Source organism: Dysgonomonas sp. UBA7710, from assembly GCF_002482385.1.
Lineage (GTDB): Bacteria > Bacteroidota > Bacteroidia > Bacteroidales > Dysgonomonadaceae > Dysgonomonas.
In genome coordinates, this window is the sequence record NZ_DLFW01000038.1 from 14,581 (window position 1) to 35,868 (window position 21,288).

At 40.1% G+C, this 21,288-nt stretch carries 21 protein-coding genes; 10 read left to right on the top strand and 11 right to left on the bottom strand.

Features of this window, described 5'->3' with window-relative positions; translation table 11 throughout:
* Positions 1–145: 145 nt before the first annotated feature.
* Genes B3317_RS11605 through argR form a run of 3 tightly spaced genes read right to left on the bottom strand, consistent with a single transcriptional unit; the run spans position 146 to position 2,499 of the window.
* Positions 146–1,351 carry an argininosuccinate synthase gene (locus B3317_RS11605; RefSeq protein ID WP_291111633.1) on the bottom strand — a complete coding sequence of 402 codons (1,206 nt, stop codon included), beginning with the start codon at positions 1,349–1,351 and terminating at the stop codon, positions 146–148.
* A 10-nt stretch (positions 1,352–1,361) separates the two neighbouring features.
* Positions 1,362–1,958, bottom strand: coding sequence for a GNAT family N-acetyltransferase (locus tag B3317_RS11610; protein WP_291111772.1), 597 nt, complete (start codon positions 1,956–1,958; stop codon positions 1,362–1,364).
* A 46-nt stretch (positions 1,959–2,004) separates the two neighbouring features.
* Positions 2,005–2,499: an arginine repressor gene (gene argR / locus B3317_RS11615; protein ID WP_291111636.1), complete on the bottom strand. Its 495-nt coding sequence runs from the start codon at positions 2,497–2,499 to the stop codon at positions 2,005–2,007.
* 237 nt (positions 2,500–2,736) lie between these two features.
* On the opposite strand from argR, the gene B3317_RS11620 reads away from it, so the two are divergent.
* Complete coding sequence (locus B3317_RS11620; protein WP_291111637.1) at positions 2,737–2,994, top strand: hypothetical protein; 258 nt, start codon at positions 2,737–2,739, stop codon at positions 2,992–2,994.
* A gap of 12 nt (positions 2,995–3,006) precedes the next feature.
* Here B3317_RS11620 and B3317_RS11625 read toward each other — a convergent pair whose 3' ends face one another.
* Genes B3317_RS11625 through kdsA form a run of 5 tightly spaced genes read right to left on the bottom strand, consistent with a single transcriptional unit; the run spans position 3,007 to position 6,020 of the window.
* Entirely contained in the window at positions 3,007–3,741 is a 735-nt protein-coding gene (locus B3317_RS11625; protein WP_291111638.1) for a biotin--[acetyl-CoA-carboxylase] ligase, read from the bottom strand.
* Between the two features lie 16 nt (positions 3,742–3,757).
* The gene (locus B3317_RS11630) at positions 3,758–4,129 is read right to left on the bottom strand and encodes an MmcQ/YjbR family DNA-binding protein (protein WP_291111639.1); all 372 of its coding nucleotides are present in this window, start codon (positions 4,127–4,129) and stop codon (positions 3,758–3,760) included.
* Between the two features lie 5 nt (positions 4,130–4,134).
* Entirely contained in the window at positions 4,135–4,500 is a 366-nt protein-coding gene (locus B3317_RS11635; RefSeq protein ID WP_291111641.1) for a YraN family protein, read from the bottom strand.
* 9 nt (positions 4,501–4,509) lie between these two features.
* Entirely contained in the window at positions 4,510–5,223 is a 714-nt protein-coding gene (locus B3317_RS11640) for a 2-phosphosulfolactate phosphatase (protein WP_291111643.1), read from the bottom strand.
* The gene (gene kdsA, locus B3317_RS11645) at positions 5,220–6,020 is read right to left on the bottom strand and encodes a 3-deoxy-8-phosphooctulonate synthase (protein ID WP_291111645.1); all 801 of its coding nucleotides are present in this window, start codon (positions 6,018–6,020) and stop codon (positions 5,220–5,222) included. The genes B3317_RS11640 and kdsA overlap by 4 nt, the downstream gene beginning before the upstream one ends.
* Positions 6,021–6,372: 352 nt before the next feature.
* On the opposite strand from kdsA, the gene B3317_RS11650 reads away from it, so the two are divergent.
* From B3317_RS11650 to B3317_RS11665, 4 genes are all read left to right on the top strand, one after another.
* Entirely contained in the window at positions 6,373–6,882 is a 510-nt protein-coding gene (locus B3317_RS11650; RefSeq protein ID WP_291111647.1) for an ECF transporter S component, read from the top strand.
* 88 nt (positions 6,883–6,970) lie between these two features.
* Entirely contained in the window at positions 6,971–7,369 is a 399-nt protein-coding gene (locus tag B3317_RS11655; protein ID WP_291111649.1) for a phosphoribosyltransferase, read from the top strand.
* A gap of 45 nt (positions 7,370–7,414) precedes the next feature.
* Entirely contained in the window at positions 7,415–8,353 is a 939-nt protein-coding gene (locus tag B3317_RS11660) for a DUF362 domain-containing protein (protein WP_291111651.1), read from the top strand.
* A gap of 16 nt (positions 8,354–8,369) precedes the next feature.
* Positions 8,370–9,905 carry a 4Fe-4S binding protein gene (locus B3317_RS11665; protein ID WP_291111653.1) on the top strand — a complete coding sequence of 512 codons (1,536 nt, stop codon included), beginning with the start codon at positions 8,370–8,372 and terminating at the stop codon, positions 9,903–9,905.
* Positions 9,906–9,996: 91 nt separating this feature from the next.
* On the opposite strand, the gene B3317_RS11670 is transcribed toward B3317_RS11665, so the two are convergent.
* Both B3317_RS11670 and B3317_RS11675 read right to left on the bottom strand, forming a co-directional pair.
* Positions 9,997–10,179: a hypothetical protein gene (locus B3317_RS11670; RefSeq protein WP_291111655.1), complete on the bottom strand. Its 183-nt coding sequence runs from the start codon at positions 10,177–10,179 to the stop codon at positions 9,997–9,999.
* Between the two features lie 341 nt (positions 10,180–10,520).
* Positions 10,521–11,579, bottom strand: a complete 1,059-nt coding sequence (locus B3317_RS11675; RefSeq protein WP_291111657.1) for a hypothetical protein — start codon at positions 11,577–11,579, stop codon at positions 10,521–10,523.
* Positions 11,580–11,826: 247 nt separating this feature from the next.
* Between B3317_RS11675 and B3317_RS11680 the strand changes: the two genes are divergently transcribed.
* Both B3317_RS11680 and B3317_RS11685 read left to right on the top strand, forming a co-directional pair.
* On the top strand, positions 11,827–13,158 hold the full coding sequence (locus tag B3317_RS11680; protein WP_291111659.1) for a PhoH family protein: 1,332 nt from the start codon (positions 11,827–11,829) through the stop codon (positions 13,156–13,158).
* 74 nt (positions 13,159–13,232) lie between these two features.
* Entirely contained in the window at positions 13,233–14,015 is a 783-nt protein-coding gene (locus B3317_RS11685) for a prephenate dehydrogenase/arogenate dehydrogenase family protein (protein ID WP_291111661.1), read from the top strand.
* A 36-nt stretch (positions 14,016–14,051) separates the two neighbouring features.
* Here B3317_RS11685 and B3317_RS11690 read toward each other — a convergent pair whose 3' ends face one another.
* Entirely contained in the window at positions 14,052–15,380 is a 1,329-nt protein-coding gene (locus B3317_RS11690; RefSeq protein WP_291111663.1) for a glycosyltransferase family 39 protein, read from the bottom strand.
* Positions 15,381–15,639: 259 nt separating this feature from the next.
* On the opposite strand from B3317_RS11690, the gene B3317_RS11695 reads away from it, so the two are divergent.
* From B3317_RS11695 to B3317_RS11705, 3 genes are all read left to right on the top strand, one after another.
* Complete coding sequence (locus tag B3317_RS11695) at positions 15,640–17,142, top strand: helicase HerA-like domain-containing protein (RefSeq protein WP_291111665.1); 1,503 nt, start codon at positions 15,640–15,642, stop codon at positions 17,140–17,142.
* A gap of 10 nt (positions 17,143–17,152) precedes the next feature.
* Positions 17,153–18,046 (top strand): class I SAM-dependent methyltransferase, encoded by an 894-nt coding sequence (locus B3317_RS11700; protein ID WP_291111667.1) that lies wholly within the window; start codon positions 17,153–17,155, stop codon positions 18,044–18,046.
* 124 nt (positions 18,047–18,170) lie between these two features.
* Positions 18,171–20,843, top strand: a complete 2,673-nt coding sequence (locus tag B3317_RS11705; protein WP_291111669.1) for an AsmA-like C-terminal region-containing protein — start codon at positions 18,171–18,173, stop codon at positions 20,841–20,843.
* The last annotated feature ends 445 nt before the right edge of the window (positions 20,844–21,288 follow it).

Below are 21,288 nucleotides of genomic sequence, written 5' to 3' on the forward strand. Positions count from 1 at the left end.
AACAAAATAAGACGCCAGCCAACTTGTAACTCGTAACTATTTCAAAAAGGTAACAAAAGTAACAGTATTTTCAATTTTAAATACTTGTTACCTTTGCTCTGTCCCATACGCTTATGGCCATTATATAGATAAACGAAAAATGTATTTACAACTCTTTCCCGTTCTTTTTCTGTACACTATGATATATCTTATTTGTCATAGCATAAATTTTTGTAAAGCCTTTCGCATCATCCGATGTCCATGCCTTATTCACTTCGCCGTACTCTCCGAAATCGGCTTTCATCAGGTCGAAATCACTTTCCACTCCAATCAGCACGTAATGATATGGCATAAGTTTAATACTTACACGCCCTGTTACATTTTGCTGCGAACTCGATAAGAAAGCCTCTATATCACGCATAACGGGTTCCAGATATTGTGCTTCATGAAGAAACATTCCGTACCAGTTACCTACCTGCTCTTTCCAATACTGTTGCCATTTGGTTAGTGTATGCTTTTCCAGCATTTTGTGCGCATTGATAATCACCAGTGGAGCCGCGGCTTCAAAGCCCACACGTCCCTTTATGCCGATAATAGTATCACCTATATGCATATCGCGCCCTATAGCATAAGCCGATGTAATCTCTTCTATTTTCTGGATAGCTTTTACCTTATCAGCATATTTTTCACCGTTTACGGCTGCTATTTCACCTTCTTCGAAATCAATCGTAAGAACTTCCTGTCCTTGTTTCTTCAATTGGGATGGATAGGCTTCTTCCGGTAAAGTCTGCTCTGACTTCAGCGTTTCCTTGCCACCTATGCTTGTGCCCCAAAGACCTTTATTAATGGAATATACCATTTTTGTAAAATCGGCTTCATACCCATGTTCTTTCAGATAATTGATTTCATATTCACGGGTAAGGATCATATCGCGGGTAGGTGTAATAATCTCAATGCCGGGAGCAAGCACATCAAATGTCAGGTCGAAGCGAACCTGATCGTTTCCTGCTCCTGTGCTACCATGAGCAACAGCGTCAGCACCTATTTCCTTTGCATAATTGATAATGGCTATGGCCTGGAATATACGTTCCGAGCTGACCGAAATCGGATATGTGCCATTACGCAATACATTTCCGAAAATCATATACTTGATGCTCTTTTCGTAATATTCCTGTGTTATGTCGAGGCTTACATGCTTTACAGCACCTAATTTATACGCTTTTTCCTCTATAACTTTCAGTTCTTCGGGGGTGAAACCTCCTGTGTTGGCTATGGCTGTATATACATCATATCCCATATCAGCGGACAGATATTTTGCACAAAACGATGTATCTAATCCTCCACTGAATGCTAAAACGACTTTCTTTTTCATATATGTTATGTTATTTCAATTGCTTTTTGAAGTCTTTTATTATCTCTTTTATCTCCTTCTTGTCTTTTTGCTTTTCGGGATCGAAGAGCATCGCAGTACAGATACAGTATTTCCTGTCGGTACGGGTAAGGATATCATAATTGACACACCCCTGACAACCACGCCAGAAAGACTCATCATCTGTCAGTTGTGCAAAAGTCACAGGCACATAGCCCAGTTCTGTATTTATTTTCATTACCGCAGCACCCGATGTCAGGCCAAATACCTTCGCTGTCGGAAACATAGCTCTAGCCAGAGAAAAAGCATGCTGTTTGATTTTTTTTGCCAGTCCGTGCTGTCTGAATTTTTCAACTACAATTAACCCGGAATTGGCAACAAACTGCTTATTTCCCCATGATTCTATATAGCAGAATCCGGCAAACTCCTCTCCCATCAAGGCAATAATAGCTTTGCCTTCTTTTATTTTAAGTTCCACATATTCCGGTGTACGTTTTGCAATTCCCGTGCCCCGCACCTTAGCCGCAGCCTCAATTGTATCCAATATCGTTTGTACGTATCCGATATGGCTTTCGTTGGCTATCTGTATAGTAAGTTGTTGTTGCTCCATTGGCTTTTCTACCACAAGTTCTTCTATGTTGTTCATTGTTGTCTTATCATTCAATATTCGGTATAAACTCAGAAAGTGAAGCTATTACCTCCTCCCTGCTTATATTCTCTCTCGGTATCAGAAGGATGGTATCATCACCGGCTACTGTACCTAATATATAACGTGTCGCCCTGCGGTCTATTTCTCCCGCTATAGCCATAGCATAACCCGGCCGGGTCTTTATCACTGCCAGTTGTCCCGAGAATTCGATATCAACAAATCCGAAAGAGGACAGCGGCATTTCCTCTTCCAGAGTGTGCATCGATTCGGAAAACTGATACACATAATTTCCTTTCGCTGTGGGCACTTTTACTATTTTCAATTCTTTTATATCACGGGATAAAGTAGCCTGCGTAAGTTCAAATCCTTTATCCATCAACAGTTTAAGAAGCATATCCTGACTATTTACATCATTCGTCTGCAATACTTCTCTTATTATTTTATGCCTGTATTTCTTCGTCATTTCGTATAAATATGCAAATAATAGCGCAAATTTACACATATTTATGCATATTCTGAAATATTTGATGTATAAAAAATATTATTATATAAATAACACACTGACAAAAAGTTAAACATTCCTTTTTTTAATTTATTTTTCTATATTTGTAGAATATAGGATGCGCCTCGGCATAGCTCAAAGTAAACTTTGGCTCTCTGCCCTCGGCTTTTTCTATTTGCGCATTCGCACTTCAAGACACATCATATCTGAGAATAAACCTATATATTTTGAATTTGAATGGATGAACCAGAGAAAAAGCAGCCGATAATATCTGTCTTGCGATCAGATGCTCCGGCAAAAAAAGCGACCAAAGTCACAATTGATGACTCTTTTGCACGCATTGTAGTATATGAAAAGGAGGATTTGACCAACGATGAGATTTTTCTTCTTCTGAATATCAGGAAATGTATAAAAATTGATATTGACAAACACTATGAGCGTACAAACGAGGGAGTTGAAACACATTCTTACACAATATACAACATCCTGATTTAAAGCAAGTCACATTCACAGAACATATCTCACTTCTTTAAACGCAAAGCGCCTCTCATTGCCGTTTTCCGTTTGCAAAACAAGCGTTCCATCGGAGGCTACATCCTTTATCCTGGCTATAAAATCATTTGTGTTGTCATTAAATAAATGATAACCTGTTTTTCTGAACAGAGAATCTCTATAATTCTCTGCAATAATCTGTATCTCTCCCCTCCTCAACTGCTCGTAATAAGAAAAAAGGAGTTCTCTGACTTCTTCAAGCATAATACTCTGCTCATAATATTCTCCTGTTATTTGCTTTAAAGAAACAGGATTAGGCAGACTGCTATCGAAACTTTCCTGATTAAGATTAATACCTATCCCGCAGACAGACTCTTTTATCTCATCCCCTTCTAAAGTATTCTCTATCAAAATTCCGCATACTTTCTTATCTTGCCAGTAGATATCATTAGGCCATTTTATTGTAATACCGTCAGTATATTTCCGGAGAAAATCTGCTATTGCTAACGATACCGTCTGCGAGATAACAAACTGCTCGTTCGCCTTCACTGTATCCGGATACAGGACGATACTGAATAATAAGTTTTTCCCTTTCTCCGATAGCCAGCCATTACCACGCTGACCTCTGCCTCCCGTCTGAAAATCCGTCGAAATAATGGTTCCTTCCTTTACTTTCTGTTTCAGCAACAGACTTTTCATATAATTGTTTGTAGAATCAATTTCGTCGGCAAGGTGGATAATCAGAGGCATGGCTATGTTCAATTATTTAGATATTAGACAAATTATTATATTCGGCTTGCTTTACTTTTGGCAATTTCTTTATCACCTCATCAACAGAATGTTGAATAAGTTCTTTTATCAATACATCAGATACATCACTCTCAATAACAATAGTATTCCAATATTTTTTATTCGAATGATAGCCCGGTCGGACGCCATTATAACACTCTCTCAGTTCAATAGCTTTCTCCGGATCACATTTCACATTCAGCCAGAATTCGCCGTCTCTTGATTCCAGACCCATATAAGCAAACATTTTGTCCATTACTTTATACACCAATGTATCATCTCCGAAAGGAAAGCTTTCGGTTGCTCCTTTTATAGATATACATGCCTCACGAACTTCTTCTATATTCATTTTCTTTAATTTACAGGTGCTAAGAATGCATCGTCTATATGTTCTATCTCAAACTTCTCTCCATTCCAGACTGCAGCAACCACATCAAAACGGGCAGGCAGATCTATATCATATTCCCGAAGGTAAAAATCGGCAGCTTCAACAATCCGTTTTATCTTTCCCTTCGATACTGCTTCCTCCGGGTTTCCCCATTGGCTTGAGCTACGGGTCTTTACTTCTACAAAAACAATATATTCCTCATTCCGGGCAATTATATCTATTTCATATTTTTCATATAGCCAGTTGCGCTCCAATATTTCATAATTCCTCTGCCTGAGATAATGCTCCGCTGCATCCTCACCCTTTTTCCCCAGATCGTTATGCTCGGCCATAAGGCAAAATCAGCCGATTGTTATTTTCTTGGTTTCTTTACTGTAAACAGGAACCAAATTCACGGTATCCTCTGTTAAACAGTATTCTACCGAATCTTGCAGATTATGGGCTTCCAACCGCTTAATATGCTCTGTACGGTCAATATAACTGCGAACATCCGGCAATGCCTCTTTCCACATTGACAAAGCTACCTGTGTTGCATCCGAGGCGGGAGCATACCCTCTGTCTATCAGTTTCCGGGCGAGGGCACCACCAAAAAGGGAATCCTCAATATTAAAACGGTTATTCCATCCGGCACAAAGCACTATTACATCCTTTTGTTTATCTACACAGAAGTCAGCTAAAGCACTAATATTGGAAAAAGCACCAACAGTGAGTATATCCGAATCTTTCGCCACATCGATAGCCTGCGTTCCGTTTGTGGTAGTAAATACAACATCCTTACCACTCACTTTGCCGGCTGTATAATCGAATGGGGAATTGCCAAAATCTGCAAAATCGCAACGCTTCACATTACGCTCTGCCCCGACAAGATATCCCTTTTCCTTATAGTCCTGCGCCTCTTCAATCGAAGCAACAGATATAATAGACCTCGCTCCGTTCTTCAAGGCAGCGCACATCGTAGTAGTTGCCCTGAAAATATCTACCACAACTGTAATATGGTTATTATCACTAACATAATAAGGATAAAGAGCCGGAGAAAAACACACTTCTACTTTCATTCTTTCAATGCTGCTTTAATCCGGGTGAGTTTTATCAATAGACCTTCCAACTGGTCGAGTGGCAACATATTTGCGCCATCCGATAAGGCTTTCGCCGGATCGAAATGCGTTTCTATGAACAATCCGTCAACACCTGTCGCGATACCAGCTTTACACATTGTTTCTATCAACTGTGGCTGTCCGCCTGTTACCCCCGAAGCCTGATTGGGCTTTTGCAGGCTGTGGGTAGCATCCAGAACTACAAGAAAACCAAATTCTTTCATTTCGGGTATCCCGCGAAAATCAACGACTAGGTCAGAGTATCCGAAAGACGTCCCTCTGTCTGTGATAATCACGTTATTATTTCCCGAATCCACAACTTTTTGTGCGGCAAATTTCATCCCACCCGGAGCAAGAAACTGACCTTTTTTGATATTCACTATTTTCCCGGTCTTAGCTGCAGCAATAAGCAGGTCGGTCTGGCGGCAGAGAAATGCAGGTATTTGTAATACATCCACATATTCGGCAGCCATCGCAGCTTCATGCGTCTCATGAATATCCGTAACTGTAGGCACACCAAAAGTTTCGTTCACCTTACGCAATATTTTCAAAGCCTTTTCGTCACCGATACCCGTAAAAGAATCGACCCGAGAGCGATTTGCTTTTTTATACGACCCCTTGAAAACATAAGGTATATCAAGTTTTGATGTAATTCCTATTATTTTTTCGGCAATGCGTAATGCCATTTCTTCCCCCTCAATAACACAAGGTCCCGCAAGCAGGAAGAAATTATCATTTTTCAGATTTGTAATATTCATTTTATTCGTTTGATTAGAATGTATTAAAAACTTTATCAAAGGTACAAATATTATCTCTTATGATAAAACGCCCGGCCCTCTATCATTATTACTATAACCCATAGAACGGATGAATCTTAATGAAACTAAAAAAACATACCTTTTCTTGCTCATAACAAGAATATTGACTAAAATTGCATCTGTTAATATATCATGTGCAACACTATTGAAGAGACCGGTATTAACAGATTAGATCTTTTTCCACTAAAAACAACTATTCATTCCAAACAAAACAGCAACTAGAAAAGGAAGGTAGATTCTCTGCCCATACGAAATAAAAACATAAAACACTGATTTAATTCGTTTTGAAATTATGGAAACAACAGCTAAACTTTATTCTCTCAACTACAAAGAGGCTAAAACATATATGTTTGCCCTTTTGTTTATTGCCGGCAACATAGCACTTCCTCAACTTTGCCATCTGATACCCGGAGGAGGGCTTACATGGCTACCCATCTATTTCTTCACACTGATTGCCGCTTATAAATACGGCTTCCGCGTAGGGTTGCTGACAGCCATACTATCTCCTTTAGCCAACAATATCTTATTTGGTATGCCTCCGGCAGATGTATTGCCTATAATCCTTATCAAATCATCTTTATTAGCCGGTGCAGCAGCTTATGCCGCCCACCGTTTCGAAAAAGTGTCTCTTCTTGCATTAGTTGGTGTGGTACTGGCTTATCAGATCATAGGAATACCTGTAGAATGGGCTATAGTTAAAGATTTCTTTGTAGCCGTTCAGGACTTCCGCATTGGTATACCGGGTATGCTAATCCAGATATTCGGAGGCTTTGCTGTATTAAAGGCTATTGCTAAACTCTAAAAAATAATTTCAAGATTTCAAAATATGTTTATTCTCAATATAACTATATCTTAATCTTGAAACCTGAAATCTTGAAATCATAATTATCATGTATGATAAAACATTCGAAGAGGTATTGGAGCGATTCCGCGCAGTATCTTTTTCCGAACAGTTCGATATGATTGTAGCCATCGCCAACGGAGGTATAATTCCTGCGGCGATTCTAAATCAGCGTTTAGGCATTGAAATACAACTTTTAAAAATCAATCTGAGAGACAGTAACCAGAGGCCAATTTACGACAGCCCACAGCTAATGGCTCCCATCGATTTTGAATTTAAAGGCAAAACGATTCTGCTTGTAGAAGACAGAGTTAAGACAGGGGCATCTCTTACGAAAGCCTGTGAATTGCTGAAAGGCGCTAATCTTATAAAAACGTTTGCAGTGAATGGAAAAGCAGATTACAGTCTCTACGATGAAGCCTGCTTTAAATTTCCATGGTTATTTTAATAAGGGTAAAAGGTAAAATAAATAAAGAAAAAAAAACAGTTGGTTATGGATAGACGCAATTTTCTAAGGGCGATCGCACTTACAGGAGCCGCAGCTACAATTAAGGCAAGCGGCAACATAGATATACTATCAGAAAAATTCATTAGTTCCGAATCTGCAGCCGCAGTAGATATGGTTGCGGTCATGGGCGGTGAACCCGAAATTATGTTCAGGCGTGCCATGACTGAGATGGGCGGCATGAGCAAATTCATAAAAAAAGGGTGGAAAGTAGTAGTTAAACCGAATATCGGATGGGATAAGACTCCTGAACAATCGGGCAATACCAACCCGAAGCTGGTAACTGAAGTTATCCGCCAATGCTTATCTGCCGGGGCTAAAGAAGTTGTCGTATTCGACCATACCTGCGACGACTGGATCAAATGCTATAAAAACAGTGGAATTGAAGCCGCAGCTAAAGCCGCAGGAGCAAAAGTAGTGCCTGCACACGAAGAATCATATTACCGTGAAGTTGCTCTACCATTGGGAAAGAAACTGAAAAGTGCAAAGATACACGAAGCCATTATCAATTGCGACGCATGGATAAACCTTCCTGTACTGAAACATCACGGAGGCGCCAACCTGACAATTTCCATGAAAAACTATATGGGCATCGTCTGGGACAGGCGTATTTTCCACAGCACTGATTTGCAGCAGTGTATAGCCGATGTATGTACATATTCGAAGAAACCGGTTCTTAATATTGTAGACGCGTACAGGATAGTAAAAACAAACGGCCCGCAAGGACGTTCGACTGCCGATGTGGCGAATCCGAAAGGACTCTTTATTTCTCAGGATATAGTGGCAGTGGATACAGCAGCGGCCAAGTTCTTCAATCAGGTGCGGACAATGCCTCTCGACCATGTAGGCCATATAGCGGGAGGACAATCCCATAAGCTAGGCACAATGGACATAGATAAACTGAACATCAAGAGGATAAAAATATAATTTACAAAGATCAACTATGCTAAAAAAACTGCGGGTGGGTGTATCTATTATTTTATTCACCCTGATAACGTTCTATTTCCTTGATTTTGCAGCCCTGATGTCAGACCGGTTTCATGCACTGGCACACATACAGTTTATTCCGGCAATACTGGGAAGTAGCTTTATTATATTGACTGTACTTATTATATTGACTATATTATTCGGACGCGTATATTGTTCATCCATTTGCCCTATGGGTATCTATCAGGATATCGTGGCATGGCTATCGAAGAAAACAGCCAAAAAGAAAAAAAGATATAAGTATAGTAAGGCCAAGAATATACTCAGATGGTCGGTAATAGTAGTCATACTGATAGCATTCTTTGCGGGATATCCTGTCCTGTTAGGCTTGGTAGACCCTTACAGTGCCTACGGACGTATCATCAGTAATGTCTTCAGACCGGTTTACATGACCGGAAATAATGTTCTGGAATCTATTTTCACCAGTTTCGGAAATTATACATTCTATAAAATGGAAGTAGTGATACTCAGTATGTTTTCTTTTATCATTGCTATCATTACATTTCTTGGCATAGGCTTCTTTGCGTGGAAATACGGACGTACATTTTGCAACACAATATGCCCAGTGGGAACTGTGCTGGGCTTCATCAGCAAGTTTTCGATATTTAAAGTACGGATAGACGACAGCCTGTGTAACAGCTGCGGTTCGTGTGCTATGAAATGTAAGGCTTCGTGCATCGACAGCAAGAATCATACAGTAGACCATAGTCGCTGTGTAGATTGTTTCAATTGCCTCGACAGTTGTTCCCGTAATGCTCTGAAGTACACGCCTTACATAAAGAGAGCAACAGATACTAAGATCGGAAAAACAGCCGATTCAGGGAAAAGGCAGTTTCTGGCTACAGCGATAACAACAGCTGTATCTGTACCTGCAGTACTGGCGCAAGAGAAAATAGTGGAGATCATTACAGATGGCAGAGTCCCTACACGGCAGAATCCTATATGCCCACCGGGAGCAAAAAGTGCCGAACACCTGCTACATCATTGCACTTCATGCCACCTTTGTATAAGTCGCTGCCCGTCAAGGGTTATAAAACCTGCATTTATGGAATACGGTATCGGAGGCATTATGCAACCTGTGATGACATACGAAAAGGGATTCTGCAACTACAACTGCACAGTATGTGCCGACGTGTGCCCCAACCGGGCATTACTGCCTCTGACGATGAAAGAAAAGCATATGACACAAATAGGGCGTGTACATTTTGTCGAAGATATTTGTGTGGTGCATGTAGAGGAAACCAATTGCGGGGCTTGTGCCGAGCATTGTCCGACACAGGCTGTAACAATGGTTCCCTACGAAGGCCATGAAGGACTTACCATACCGCACATCACGCCGGACATCTGTGTAGGATGTGGCGGTTGTGAATTTATCTGCCCCGTACGGCCTAATCGAGCAATTTTTGTAGAAGGTAATGCAGTTCATCAGACCCGGAAAGCATTCGAGGTTGAAGAAAAAAAGGAAGTTAAGGTTGATGATTTCGGATTCTGATTTTATCATTCATCGTTATTCCCAGAGATTCATAACGCTTGCAAAAACCGGCCTGATTGGTCGGTTTTATTTTTAAACGGTATCTCTAAAGTTAATAGCAACCGTGAAGTTCATAAGAATCCATTTCCAACTTTTCTTTGGATTGTCCGTGACCTATATAAGATTTGTAAGCAGTAGAGTTCAGAGTCCACTCCAAATCGAATTCTTCTAATAAACGAACTATCATATAAATAAGAAAGTCCTTTATGTGCTTAATGCTTTTATTGAGATTCATTCTAATAATGTTTATATGGTTCAACTATAAGGATAATACAACCCTACTACCATTTTTAGACGAATAACTCAGTTATATATTTTAAGAAGAAGCATTTTTTTTGAAAAAGATCAGATCAGGCCGGAAATATAAAAATACCATAATAACGGAAAAAAAGGGTGTGTCAAAAGTATTTTTTACTTTCTTCTTGTCATGTTGAACGAAGTGAAACATCTCGTTTCTCAGGGTCGAGATCCTTCGTTACACTCAGAAACAACGTTCGGCAGAGCGAAGCGGAGCCAATGACAAAGAGGGTAACACATTGATAGTGCTGTTTCCCTTTTGACACACCCCTTTTTCCGTTATTTGTTTCTTCTATACACCACTCTGCATTCTATCCGCCACTGTTGAGGAAACAGATTATCGCGCATATATCTATACGGATTCCCTTGTGCCAACTGCATAAGTTTCAGTTCACGGCCGGTAAAAATACCTGTATTGTTTATGATATTCAGAACTTCTTGTTGATAAGGCATATTTGACTGTTTAACAAGCTCCGTCAATCCCGGCCAGTCCTCTCCTTTAAATTCCGTAAAAAACAATGGTTCCGGATAGTTATTTCCGGCTTGCAAGACTCTCTTGAATGCCAAAGATTGTTCCTTAGTAAGTTCATCATTATCCATATAAATCCCGTCCACAGATGTATAAGAAGTAATATAGACACCTGTAAGCGAAACATTTTCATTGGTCATTACCCAATCGATCAATGCCTTTATCTTATCTACTTCCTCCTGATTGGCTACAACAAATGATTTTTTACCCGCAAGACGCAAATCGAAAGTAGCACTTACCTGGGAAGGATCTGCCCGATTGGAAAAGATATTCTCGGTTGGCGACGGTGTACTGGTGAATTCCTGTCTTGCTGTAGGCAATGGCATCTGCACCTTAGGTACCTTTGCATTAATACCATTTTTCAACGCTTCTGCATAACTGTATAATGGGAATCCTCCAATCTGGTTCAGATCAATCTTCATGTCCAATCTCGAACTATTCATCCACGGTTCATAAGGGACTTTAGTCCGATATAATTCATTCTTTTGGCCGGAAGCCTGAGGAAGCCTGTATGATCTCGCGTCTATCAGACTTCTGTTAAACAAATAAAAACCTTGCAGTCCTTGTCCTATCAGGACTACATTCGGGAGTTCCAGAGCATTTGAATTTGCCCTTATCAGAGGTGTCAACGTCAGGGAATCACCTAATTCAACATAATAGTCTTGCAAATTAAGATAAATACTTACATATACATTTTCCTTGTCATATTCAAATTCAATGTTTTTGTATTTATTACTTTGTTGTGCATTGGCTTCCTGGTGATAACAAATGAATGTCACCATCAGAAAAACTATAAAAATCTTCTTCATATTTATATAATAGTGTTATAGGTATTTTTGTCTACACCCTCTCTAAAGTCCCCACCCATAAAATCGGGTAATATAAAAACAGAATATACAAAAGATATTCTTTATGCATGCTAATATTCAGTTGCCTTGTATTCCGAACTAGTTTTATGTCCGAAAGGTAATAAAAATATTTCAAAAATTTACTTTGTATAAATCAAATCAGCTATATTTATTGTTATATATCACAGATAAAGTAATTGTAAAGAATATGACAAGAAAGAAAAAAAAGAACTTTGTATTAGATACAAACGTAATACTACATGATTTCAGATGTTTAGACAATTTTGAAGAAAACGATATATATCTTCCTATCGTAGTTCTGGAAGAATTAGACAAATTCAAAAAAGGAAATGACCAGATAAATTACAACGCCCGCGAATTTCTCCGCCAGTTGGACGCTATCACTGATGACAATTTGTTCACAAAAGGAACTCCCTTAGGTAGCGGCATGGGAAATCTGTTTATAGAAACAGGGATTAAAGCTCAAAATAAAGTATATGAAATATTTCCTGAACGAATTCCCGATCATCGTATTTTGTCTGCCGTAGTAGAAATAACAGAACGCGACCCGAAAACAAAGACAATATTGGTTACCAAGGATATCAATCTGCGGATGAAAGCACGCGCCATCGGTCTGTTGGCTGAAGATTATATCAACGACAAGGTCGTGGATGTATTTATGTTTGAGAAACAGCACAAAACTTTCAAAGACATGGATTCTTCCGTCATAGATAATCTGTATGCCAATCCGGATGGTATCGACCTTGACGAATTCGATCTGGAGAACCCTGTTATCGCAAATGAGTGTTTTGTGATGAAAAACGGGAAAAAGAGTGTTTTAGCCCGCTACAATCCGTTTACCAATAAGATAAGGAAAATTGAAAAACAAATGGCTTACGGCATACAGCCACGCAACGCGGAACAAACATTTGCACTGGAAGTATTAACGGATCAGGATATAAAACTGGTAGCTCTGACAGGGAAAGCGGGTACAGGGAAAACCTTACTGGCTTTGGCTTCGGCTTTGAAACAAAGTGAAAATTTCGACCAGATATTACTTGCCCGTCCTATTGTAGCCCTTGGTAATAAAGAATTGGGATTCCTGCCCGGCGATGAAAAGCAAAAGATCGCACCATACATGCAGCCCCTGTTCGACAACCTTTCCGTAATAAAAAATCACATCCCATACGGTGGTGCAGAATACCGCAACATTGAAGAGATGCAGAAGAATAAAAAGCTGGAGATAGAAGCCCTTGCTTATATCCGCGGACGAAGCCTGTCGGAAATGATATGCATCATAGATGAAGCGCAAAACCTGACCCCTCACGAGATAAAAACAATTATCACCCGTGCCGGAGAAGGTACTAAAATGATATTTGCAGGAGATTTGCAGCAGATAGATTCCCCATACCTCGATGCCCAGTCGAACGGGCTTGCCTATATGATAGACAAGATGAACGGACAGGATCTGTTTGCTCATGTGAATCTGGTGAAGGGCGAAAGGAGCAAACTCTCGGAAGTGGCAAGCACATTATTATAATTAAAAAGCAGCGATTTGATACAGATTGTACTGAATCTTGTATCTTTGCACCAATTTTAATAATAATACAGAAAATGAGAATTTTGATACTTGGAGCCGGAAAGATGGGTTCTTTCTTCGGCGATGTGCTTAGCTTCGACCACGAGCTTGCTGTATTTGACATTGATCCGCAAAAACTGAGATTTATATACAATACAGTAAGGATGAGTGATCCGAAAGAAATTGCGGATTTCAATCCAGAACTTGTTATCAATGCAGCCACAGTTAAATATACGATAGATGCATTCAAGACGGTATTACCGTATATCAGCAAAAATTGTATCATATCCGACATAGCATCTGTAAAAACCGGATTGAAAGAATTTTATGCAACTGTGGAGCAACCTTTTGCCTCATCCCATCCTATGTTCGGCCCTACATTTGCCGATCTGCGCAACCTGAGTACGCAAAGTGCGATTGTAATCTCGGAATCGAGTCAGGTGGGAAAGAAATTTTTTCTTGACCTATATAAAAGCCTGAATTTAAGGGTATTCGAATATACATTTGAAGAACATGACGAAACAATAGCCTACTCTCTGTCTATACCTTTTGCATCTACCCTTGTTTTCACATCGGTAATGAAACATCAGGAAGCACCGGGAACGACATTCAAACGACATATGGATATTGCTAAAGGTTTGCTCTCGGAAGACGACTATTTACTCACCGAAATCCTATTCAACCCATATACTCCTGCACAGGTCGAAGGTATCCGCAAAGAGTTGAAAAACCTTCTGGAAATAATAGAAAAGAAGGATAGTGCGGCGATGCTCGACTTCCTGACCAAAGCAAGAAAGAATATAGCTGAAAAGGAATAATTAATGAGAAAATAATATCGGCTGCATCTTGAGAAATCAGGATGCAGTTTTTTGTTTTATCCGATACCGGTAATATTGCAATCCATTAAGCAATACCGATGTAACCATCAATATTTCGAATGGATAGCTGAACCGTGAATTTGTTCCGTATGTGGCAAAAGCCTGAAGAAGAGAAGCAAATAGTATAATTAAGGATATAATCACTTCGGGCGTTAGTCTCCTTCTACGGATAGCAACTATAATATTGTAAGGGATAAGTAGCACAAAAAGTATTTTCACCAGTTGCAGGATAATACGTCCCGCATAGCATACATACATGATTACGACATGCGATTCGGGTACAGAAAAATTATAAACCTCCCAATATAGTGAGGTTTTCCAAAAATCTCGCCATGAGATAAATACCTGTTCAAGATAAGGCCCCGGATTCTTCTTAATAGTAGCAATGCTGTAATCGTACATTTTCTTTGATAAATCGGGAAATGATAAGCCTGTGCGGGCTTTCAGTTCGGGATAAGCCTCCCAGATAGTCATAGCAATTTCTTTATCTTTGGGGCTTTCGTATCTGTATCTCACATACACATCTCCGATTTCCTTATATTCTTCGGTCGTATTATCTGCAAACCAGACACAATTCTGCGCAATATTGAAGCCATAGAAAGTGGAAGATACAAAAAGACCGGTATTCAGTTTATTTACATAAGACCATCCTAAAAATACCAATAGAGGTATAAGCAATATCAATGCATATTTACGAGTTATAATCTTTAGAGACCTATAATTATCCAGTAACATCATGATAAACAATATGATAGCCAGATAAATATAAAACATCTTTATCAGCACAAGGTAGCCACAGAGTAAGGACAGCCACAGATAACTTTTCGAACTACTATCTTTATCTCCGACAATGCCAAAGAAAACATAAAATATAAGTGTGATAACCAGCAATGTAAATGATTCTGTCAGTATGGCGAACTCAAAGAAAACCGAAGGTAAATAAACCGCTCCGAAAAGAGTCACTACTAATGCTATCCGTTTCTCCACATTTAGTAATAATAAGGTTTTATAAGCAACAACAAGTGTACATACACCCATTATCAATTGAAGTATAACCGTAATCGAACCGGACAGGCCGGAAAGACAAAGCAACAACGGATAGCCCGGAGGCCTCTCCCCCTCGTATCCTGCGAGATTAAAACTTAGAATACGTTCTGCTAACGCCCGATAATCTTCACTATCAGGATATAATGTAATATGCCCGTAAAGGATAGCTATCAATAAACGGACGGATACCGCGATGATAACAATCACTTTTACAGGGTTATTAATACACCACTGCCATATTTTAGTTGTTTGTTCCAAATTATCCGGCTTTATGATTATAACTTACAGCGCTTGATTATGTTCGCCAAGATATAATATTTCCCGAAAACATTCTCAATAAAACTATAATACTTTATATCTTTGCAGACACAATTTTTATAAACATGGCAATAACACTTCATTGAGATATTATTTATTGTATTTATCTATGGGTTAGCCTAAATAAATAATTATTTTTATCCTTAACTTTAAGAACTTTTTACACTTTGAGTTTTTATGAATTTAAATCAATAATCCGATGTTTGACAACGAAAAAAGGGCTTTTATCGCCATATCACAAGATGCAGAGGTTTGTCTGGTTCCTAAGATGGCAAACCGTCACGGGCTTATTACCGGAGCCACCGGAACAGGGAAAACCGTTACCCTTCAAACATTGGCGGAAACATTCAGCAAAATGGGTGTACCTGTTTTTGCCGCCGATGTAAAAGGTGACCTGTCGGGCGTAGCTGCCATTGGAGGGAACAAGGATAGCGTAGTGCAACGCGTAGAGTCATATCATCTGGCTGACAAAGGATTCAAATTTCAGGCATTTCCAGTACAGTTCTGGGATGTATTCGGCGAACAGGGAACTCCTATCAGAGCTACAGTGGCCGATATGGGCCCGTTACTGCTTAGCCGGCTCCTTTCCCTGAACGATACCCAATCTGCCGTATTAACGATTATATTTAAGATTGCAAAAGATGAATCATTGGAGATAATAGACCTTAAAGATTTGCAAAAGTTACTCGAATATGTAGGGAACAACTCCAATAAATATACAACTGCATACGGAAATATATCGACAGCCAGTATCGGAGCCATACAGCGTGGGTTAATCACACTCGAACATGACGGAGCCGACCAGTTTTTCGGAGAGCCTAACCTAAATATCGACGACCTGATACAAACTGAGGGGGAAAAAGGAGTAATCAGTATTCTTGCGTCGGACAAGCTGATGAATTCACCGAAGGTGTACACAACCTTCCTGATGTGGCTGATGACAAAGCTGTTTGAAGTAATGCCCGAAGTAGGAGACCCGGATAAACCAAAAATGGTTTTCTTCTTCGATGAAGCCCATTTACTATTTACAGATGCGCCAAAAGCACTGTTGGAAAAGATAGAGCAGGTGGTACGGCTTATCCGCTCGAAAGGAATAGGTATATATTTCATATCCCAAACGCCTGCCGATATACCCGATTCTGTATTAGGACAATTAGGCAACCGCGTACAGCATGCACTCAGGGCATATACGCCGAAGGATCAGAAAGCTGTAAAGGTAGCAGCACAAACATTTCGTGCCAATCCGAAATTCGATACGGAAACCGCTATCTCCGAACTGGGAACGGGTGAAGCATTAGTCTCTTTCCTTGATGAAAAGGGACGGCCGAATCAGGTGGAAAGATCCTATATATTGCCCCCCGAAGGACAGATAGGGCCGCTCGATACTGATGTCAGAAAGAAGATGATAGCCGGTTCATTACTATACAGGCATTATGCACAGGTACAGGACAGGCAATCGGCCTACGAAATCCTTACCGAACGCCTGCAAGGCACATTGAGCGAAAAAGAACAGGCTGCTCAGGCCAAAGCGGATGCCAAAACTCAAAAAGAACAGGAAAAAATACAGAAAGAACAAGCAAAAATAGAACGCCAGGAAGCTGCACAAAAAAAGAAATTCTGGGGAGCAATAGCAACTACGGTGGTAGTTCCTCTGGCAAAGCAGGTTATTAGTGCTTTCTTCAAAGGTTCAAAGAAAAGATAAAAACAAATTGATGCAACTATTACAACCTCAGCACTGGATCGAGTACGAACTGATCGATTCGGGAGAATATGAAAAGTTAGAGCGATTCGGCAAATACATTATACGCCGCCCCGAACCGCAAGCCGTATGGCGCAAGTCATTACCGGAAAAAGAATGGGAGGATATGCCGGATGCCATCTTCAGGAGGGAAAAAGGAAAGGCTTCCCAGGATGGTAACGACAAGGGTGTATGGACTCAAAAGAAAGGAATGCCTGACCAGTGGTTCATCAATTATAAGTATAAGGAAATGAACCTTAAATTCCGTTTGGGACTGACCTCATTCAAGCACGTCGGCATATTTCCCGAACAGGCCGAAAACTGGAATTTCATCTACGATACAATCAAAGAAATAAAAATAGAGGAACCTAAAGTACTCAATCTCTTTGCATACACGGGTGGAGCCTCTATCGCCGCTAAGAGTGCCGGAGCAGATGTAACACATGTGGATTCGGTACGGCAGGTGATTACATGGTCGCGTGAGAATATGGAAGCTTCGGGACTGGATAATATCCGCTGGATAGTCGAAGATGCCCTTAAATTTTGCCGCAGGGAGGTAAAGCGCGAAAAAAAATACAACGGCATAATACTCGACCCCCCTGCTTATGGACGGGGACCTGACGGTGAGAAATGGATACTGGAAGAAAATATCGCTGAACTGATGGAGCTATGCCATGAACTATTGTCCGAAAAAGATTCTTTCCTTATTCTCAATCTTTATTCCATGGGATTCTCGGCCGTCATCGCTGAAAATCTGATAAAAGATTACTTCCCTGATGTGAAAAATTACCAGTTCGGGGAGCTGATTGTTCTGGAAAAATCGGGTAAGAATCTTCCGTTAAGCGTATATGCCCGATTTAAAAAGTAAGATCTTGTTTAATCCCGTCAAGAAATTTTGTTGTGAAACTTAAACCGGCTCTAAAACAAACACACAAACTTTCCGTTATATTATAAATATACAAACAGAACAAATTACGAAAAATCAATAAATTATGAAGAAAGTATTAACCATTATTGGCGTAGTGTTGATAGTCATTATAATAGCAATGATATCGATACCTTTTTTGTTTAAGGACAAAATTAAAACCGCGGTACTCAACGTTGCCAACGAACAACTGAATGCCAAAGTAGATATTAAGGACTTCGGACTCAATTTATTTTCCAATTTCCCCAATGCCACATTATCTCTCGAAGATGCAAGTATTACAGGTATCGGTGATTTCGAAAAGGACACATTGGTACAGGCTAAATCAGGTAGCGTGACTATCGATCTGATGAGCCTCTTCGGAAGTAACTACAATATTTCAAGAATTAATCTGGACAGGGCTTCCGTATATGCAAAAGTGCTGGCCGACGGCCGTACCAATTATGATATAATGAAAACGGATTCTACTGCGACTGACACCGAAACTGAAAACAGTACTCCGTTTAACCTGAATCTGAAAAAAATTACAGTGAATGACTGCAACATCGTTTATCAGAACGATTCCACAAAAATGAAACTCGTGCTCAATAAATGGAGCGGTGAAATATCCGGTGATTTTTCTGCCAGCGAAACAACGATAAAAACCACCTCCGAAATCAGTGAGATTTCCTTCTATATGGATGGTATCCCTTATCTGAACAAAGTAAAAGGAAATGCGGATGCTACCATTAACGCGAATTTCGATAATATGAAGTTCACATTCGACAAAAGCGAAATCAGGATAAATGAGTTGAAAGCCTCTATCGACGGATGGTTTACAATGCAGGGCAAAAACTATGAGGATATGGACTTCGACCTGAAACTGAATGCTCCCGACACACAATTCAAAGATATACTTTCCCTTGTTCCGGCCATGTACACAGCCGACTTCAAAGATGTGAAAACATCGGGGACAGCAACTCTCGACGCCTATATCAAAGGGCTTTGGCAAGGAGAAAATTACCCTGCTTTTAATGTAAAGGTAGGTGTAAATAATGCCATGTTCCAATATCCGTTATTGCCAAAATCGGTGAACGACATCAATCTAGCAGTGGATATAAACAGTAAAGGCGGTTCGCTCGATAATATGATTATCGACATCAGCAAATTCAGCTTCAACCTGGGAGGAAATCCATTCAGCGGAAACCTCAACATTACCACCCCGATGAGCGACCCTAACCTGAAAGCGCATGCCAATGGTACAATCAATCTGGGGATGATAAAGGAAGTATATCCTCTGGAAAAAGGTACGGAACTGAATGGTATAATCACAGCCAACATCAATCTGGCCACAAGAATGTCTGCTATAGAAAAAGAACAATATGAAAATGTATCGGCGACCGGTAAACTGGAACTAAATAATATGGCATACAAAGCTACCGATATGCCGGAAGTATTAATCAACAATGCATCCCTCGAATTTACCCCGCGTTATGTAAATCTACCTTCGCTGGAAGTAAAAATCGGCAAGAACGACATCTCGGCAAACGGCCGTCTGGAAAACTTTATCGCTTATGCGCTGAAAGACCAGACACTGAAAGGCCAGTTGAATATAAAGTCTAATTATCTGAACGCAAACGACTTCATTAGCAGCGAAACATCCGGAACAGCCGCAACTGATACCACATCGGCAACTTCAGAAGACATCATTATCCCTAAGAATATAGATTTCACACTAAGTGCTGTCCTTAACCAGATCGTATATGGCAAAATGAACATTACAAATATGGTAGGCAACATGACTGTAAGGAATGGCATACTGACACTGAATAATGTCAGTGCCAACGCATTGGGCGGTTCCGCTAAGGTCAACGGGTCGTATAACACGTCCGATCCTAAAACACCAAAGGTAGATTTTGACATCGCATTGTCGAAGGTATCATTTGCTGAAACATTCAAATCGGTGGAATCAATCCAGAAATTCGCCCCTATCTTCGAAAGCCTGGTAGGTACATATTCCATGAATCTGAAATTTAATACATCACTGGGACAATCCATCATGCAAACCCTTGCAAGTCTTACCGGTAGCGGCGCATTACAAACAAGCGACGTAAAGGTGGAGAATGTAGCCGCACTTACAGCCCTTTCATCCGCTTTGAAAACCGACGCGCTGAAATCTATATCTCCGAAAGATTTGAATCTGCCGTTCAATATCGATAACGGGCAGATTATTACCAAGCCATTCAATATCAATATCGGTAACGGAGGCATGATGAAACTGGAAGGTTCTACCGGACTCGACCAGAGTATCAATTACAAAGGAACCGTAACCCTGCCTAAATCATTGGCAAATAATTATATCAACAATGTGCCTATCACCATCGGCGGTACTTTCTCCAGTCCTAAAATCGGAGTGGACACCAAAGCTTTGGTAACCGATGCCGCATCATCTATTGTCAGCGGCCTGCTGGGAGGAAAAAGTGACGGCACAGGAACTTCCCTGTCGGAAGAAAAAGCCAAGCAAATAGAGAAAATCAGGACTGAAGCAGACAATTCCGCTAAAAAGCTCGTTGAAGAAGCACAAAAGCAATCTGACAATCTGGTAGCTAAAGCGGGCAGTAACGCTCTTGCAAAAGCTGCAGCAAAAGGCGCAGGAAAGAAACTGGTGGATGAGGCCGAAAAACAGGGGCAAAATCTGAGGAACAAGGCCGAAGAGCAAATCAAGAAAATTGAAGGGGAAACGGCTGCGACCACAGAATAAAGACAGAATATATATCTTGCTCAGAGAGGTGCTTTAGTTGTTGCTAAAGCACCTCTTTTTTGTAATGGGATTCCCAAATATTTATCTATATATTGGAGAAGTTACGAGTAGATGAGATACGGGTTATTTGCAGTTAACTGTAAAAGCTGTTACCTATGTTACTTTTTAACTATATATTGTAAATATAGGTTAACACAAAGCGGTCTTTGAAATGATTATTGTTAATGAAGAGTGGAAAAGGTTACAATTGAAGAGACAGAAAGAGTGTTACCTTTTAGTAAGTAATAAATAGTGAGTAAATAGATACGAGTAAACAAGATACCAGATACGAGTTGATGACTGCTAACTGTTGACTGTTGACTGATACATGTGTTACTTTTGTTACCTTTTAACAAGTAGTAAGTATAAAGGTGTTCCAATTGTTAACTGCTTACTGTTGACTGTT

Excerpts from the sequence above, each read along its gene's own strand:
- B3317_RS11610 (WP_291111772.1), bottom strand. The coding sequence starts at position 1,958 with ATGGAGCAACAACAACTTACTATACAGATAGCCAACGAAAGCCATATC.
- B3317_RS11640 (WP_291111643.1), bottom strand. The coding sequence starts at position 5,223 with ATGAAAGTAGAAGTGTGTTTTTCTCCGGCTCTTTATCCTTATTATGTT.
- argR (WP_291111636.1), bottom strand. The coding sequence starts at position 2,499 with ATGTGTAAATTTGCGCTATTATTTGCATATTTATACGAAATGACGAAG.
- B3317_RS11635 (WP_291111641.1), bottom strand. The coding sequence starts at position 4,500 with ATGGCCGAGCATAACGATCTGGGGAAAAAGGGTGAGGATGCAGCGGAG.
- B3317_RS11685 (WP_291111661.1), top strand. The coding sequence starts at position 13,233 with ATGAGAATTTTGATACTTGGAGCCGGAAAGATGGGTTCTTTCTTCGGC.
- B3317_RS11680 (WP_291111659.1), top strand. The coding sequence starts at position 11,827 with ATGACAAGAAAGAAAAAAAAGAACTTTGTATTAGATACAAACGTAATA.
- B3317_RS11705 (WP_291111669.1), top strand. The coding sequence starts at position 18,171 with ATGAAGAAAGTATTAACCATTATTGGCGTAGTGTTGATAGTCATTATA.
- B3317_RS11650 (WP_291111647.1), top strand. The coding sequence starts at position 6,373 with ATGGAAACAACAGCTAAACTTTATTCTCTCAACTACAAAGAGGCTAAA.
- B3317_RS11700 (WP_291111667.1), top strand. The coding sequence starts at position 17,153 with ATGCAACTATTACAACCTCAGCACTGGATCGAGTACGAACTGATCGAT.
- kdsA (WP_291111645.1), bottom strand. The coding sequence starts at position 6,020 with ATGAATATTACAAATCTGAAAAATGATAATTTCTTCCTGCTTGCGGGA.
- B3317_RS11695 (WP_291111665.1), top strand. The coding sequence starts at position 15,640 with ATGTTTGACAACGAAAAAAGGGCTTTTATCGCCATATCACAAGATGCA.
- B3317_RS11670 (WP_291111655.1), bottom strand. The coding sequence starts at position 10,179 with ATGAATCTCAATAAAAGCATTAAGCACATAAAGGACTTTCTTATTTAT.
- B3317_RS11620 (WP_291111637.1), top strand. The coding sequence starts at position 2,737 with ATGGATGAACCAGAGAAAAAGCAGCCGATAATATCTGTCTTGCGATCA.
- B3317_RS11675 (WP_291111657.1), bottom strand. The coding sequence starts at position 11,579 with ATGAAGAAGATTTTTATAGTTTTTCTGATGGTGACATTCATTTGTTAT.
- B3317_RS11660 (WP_291111651.1), top strand. The coding sequence starts at position 7,415 with ATGGATAGACGCAATTTTCTAAGGGCGATCGCACTTACAGGAGCCGCA.
- B3317_RS11605 (WP_291111633.1), bottom strand. The coding sequence starts at position 1,351 with ATGAAAAAGAAAGTCGTTTTAGCATTCAGTGGAGGATTAGATACATCG.
- B3317_RS11625 (WP_291111638.1), bottom strand. The coding sequence starts at position 3,741 with ATGCCTCTGATTATCCACCTTGCCGACGAAATTGATTCTACAAACAAT.
- B3317_RS11630 (WP_291111639.1), bottom strand. The coding sequence starts at position 4,129 with ATGAATATAGAAGAAGTTCGTGAGGCATGTATATCTATAAAAGGAGCA.
- B3317_RS11655 (WP_291111649.1), top strand. The coding sequence starts at position 6,971 with ATGTATGATAAAACATTCGAAGAGGTATTGGAGCGATTCCGCGCAGTA.
- B3317_RS11665 (WP_291111653.1), top strand. The coding sequence starts at position 8,370 with ATGCTAAAAAAACTGCGGGTGGGTGTATCTATTATTTTATTCACCCTG.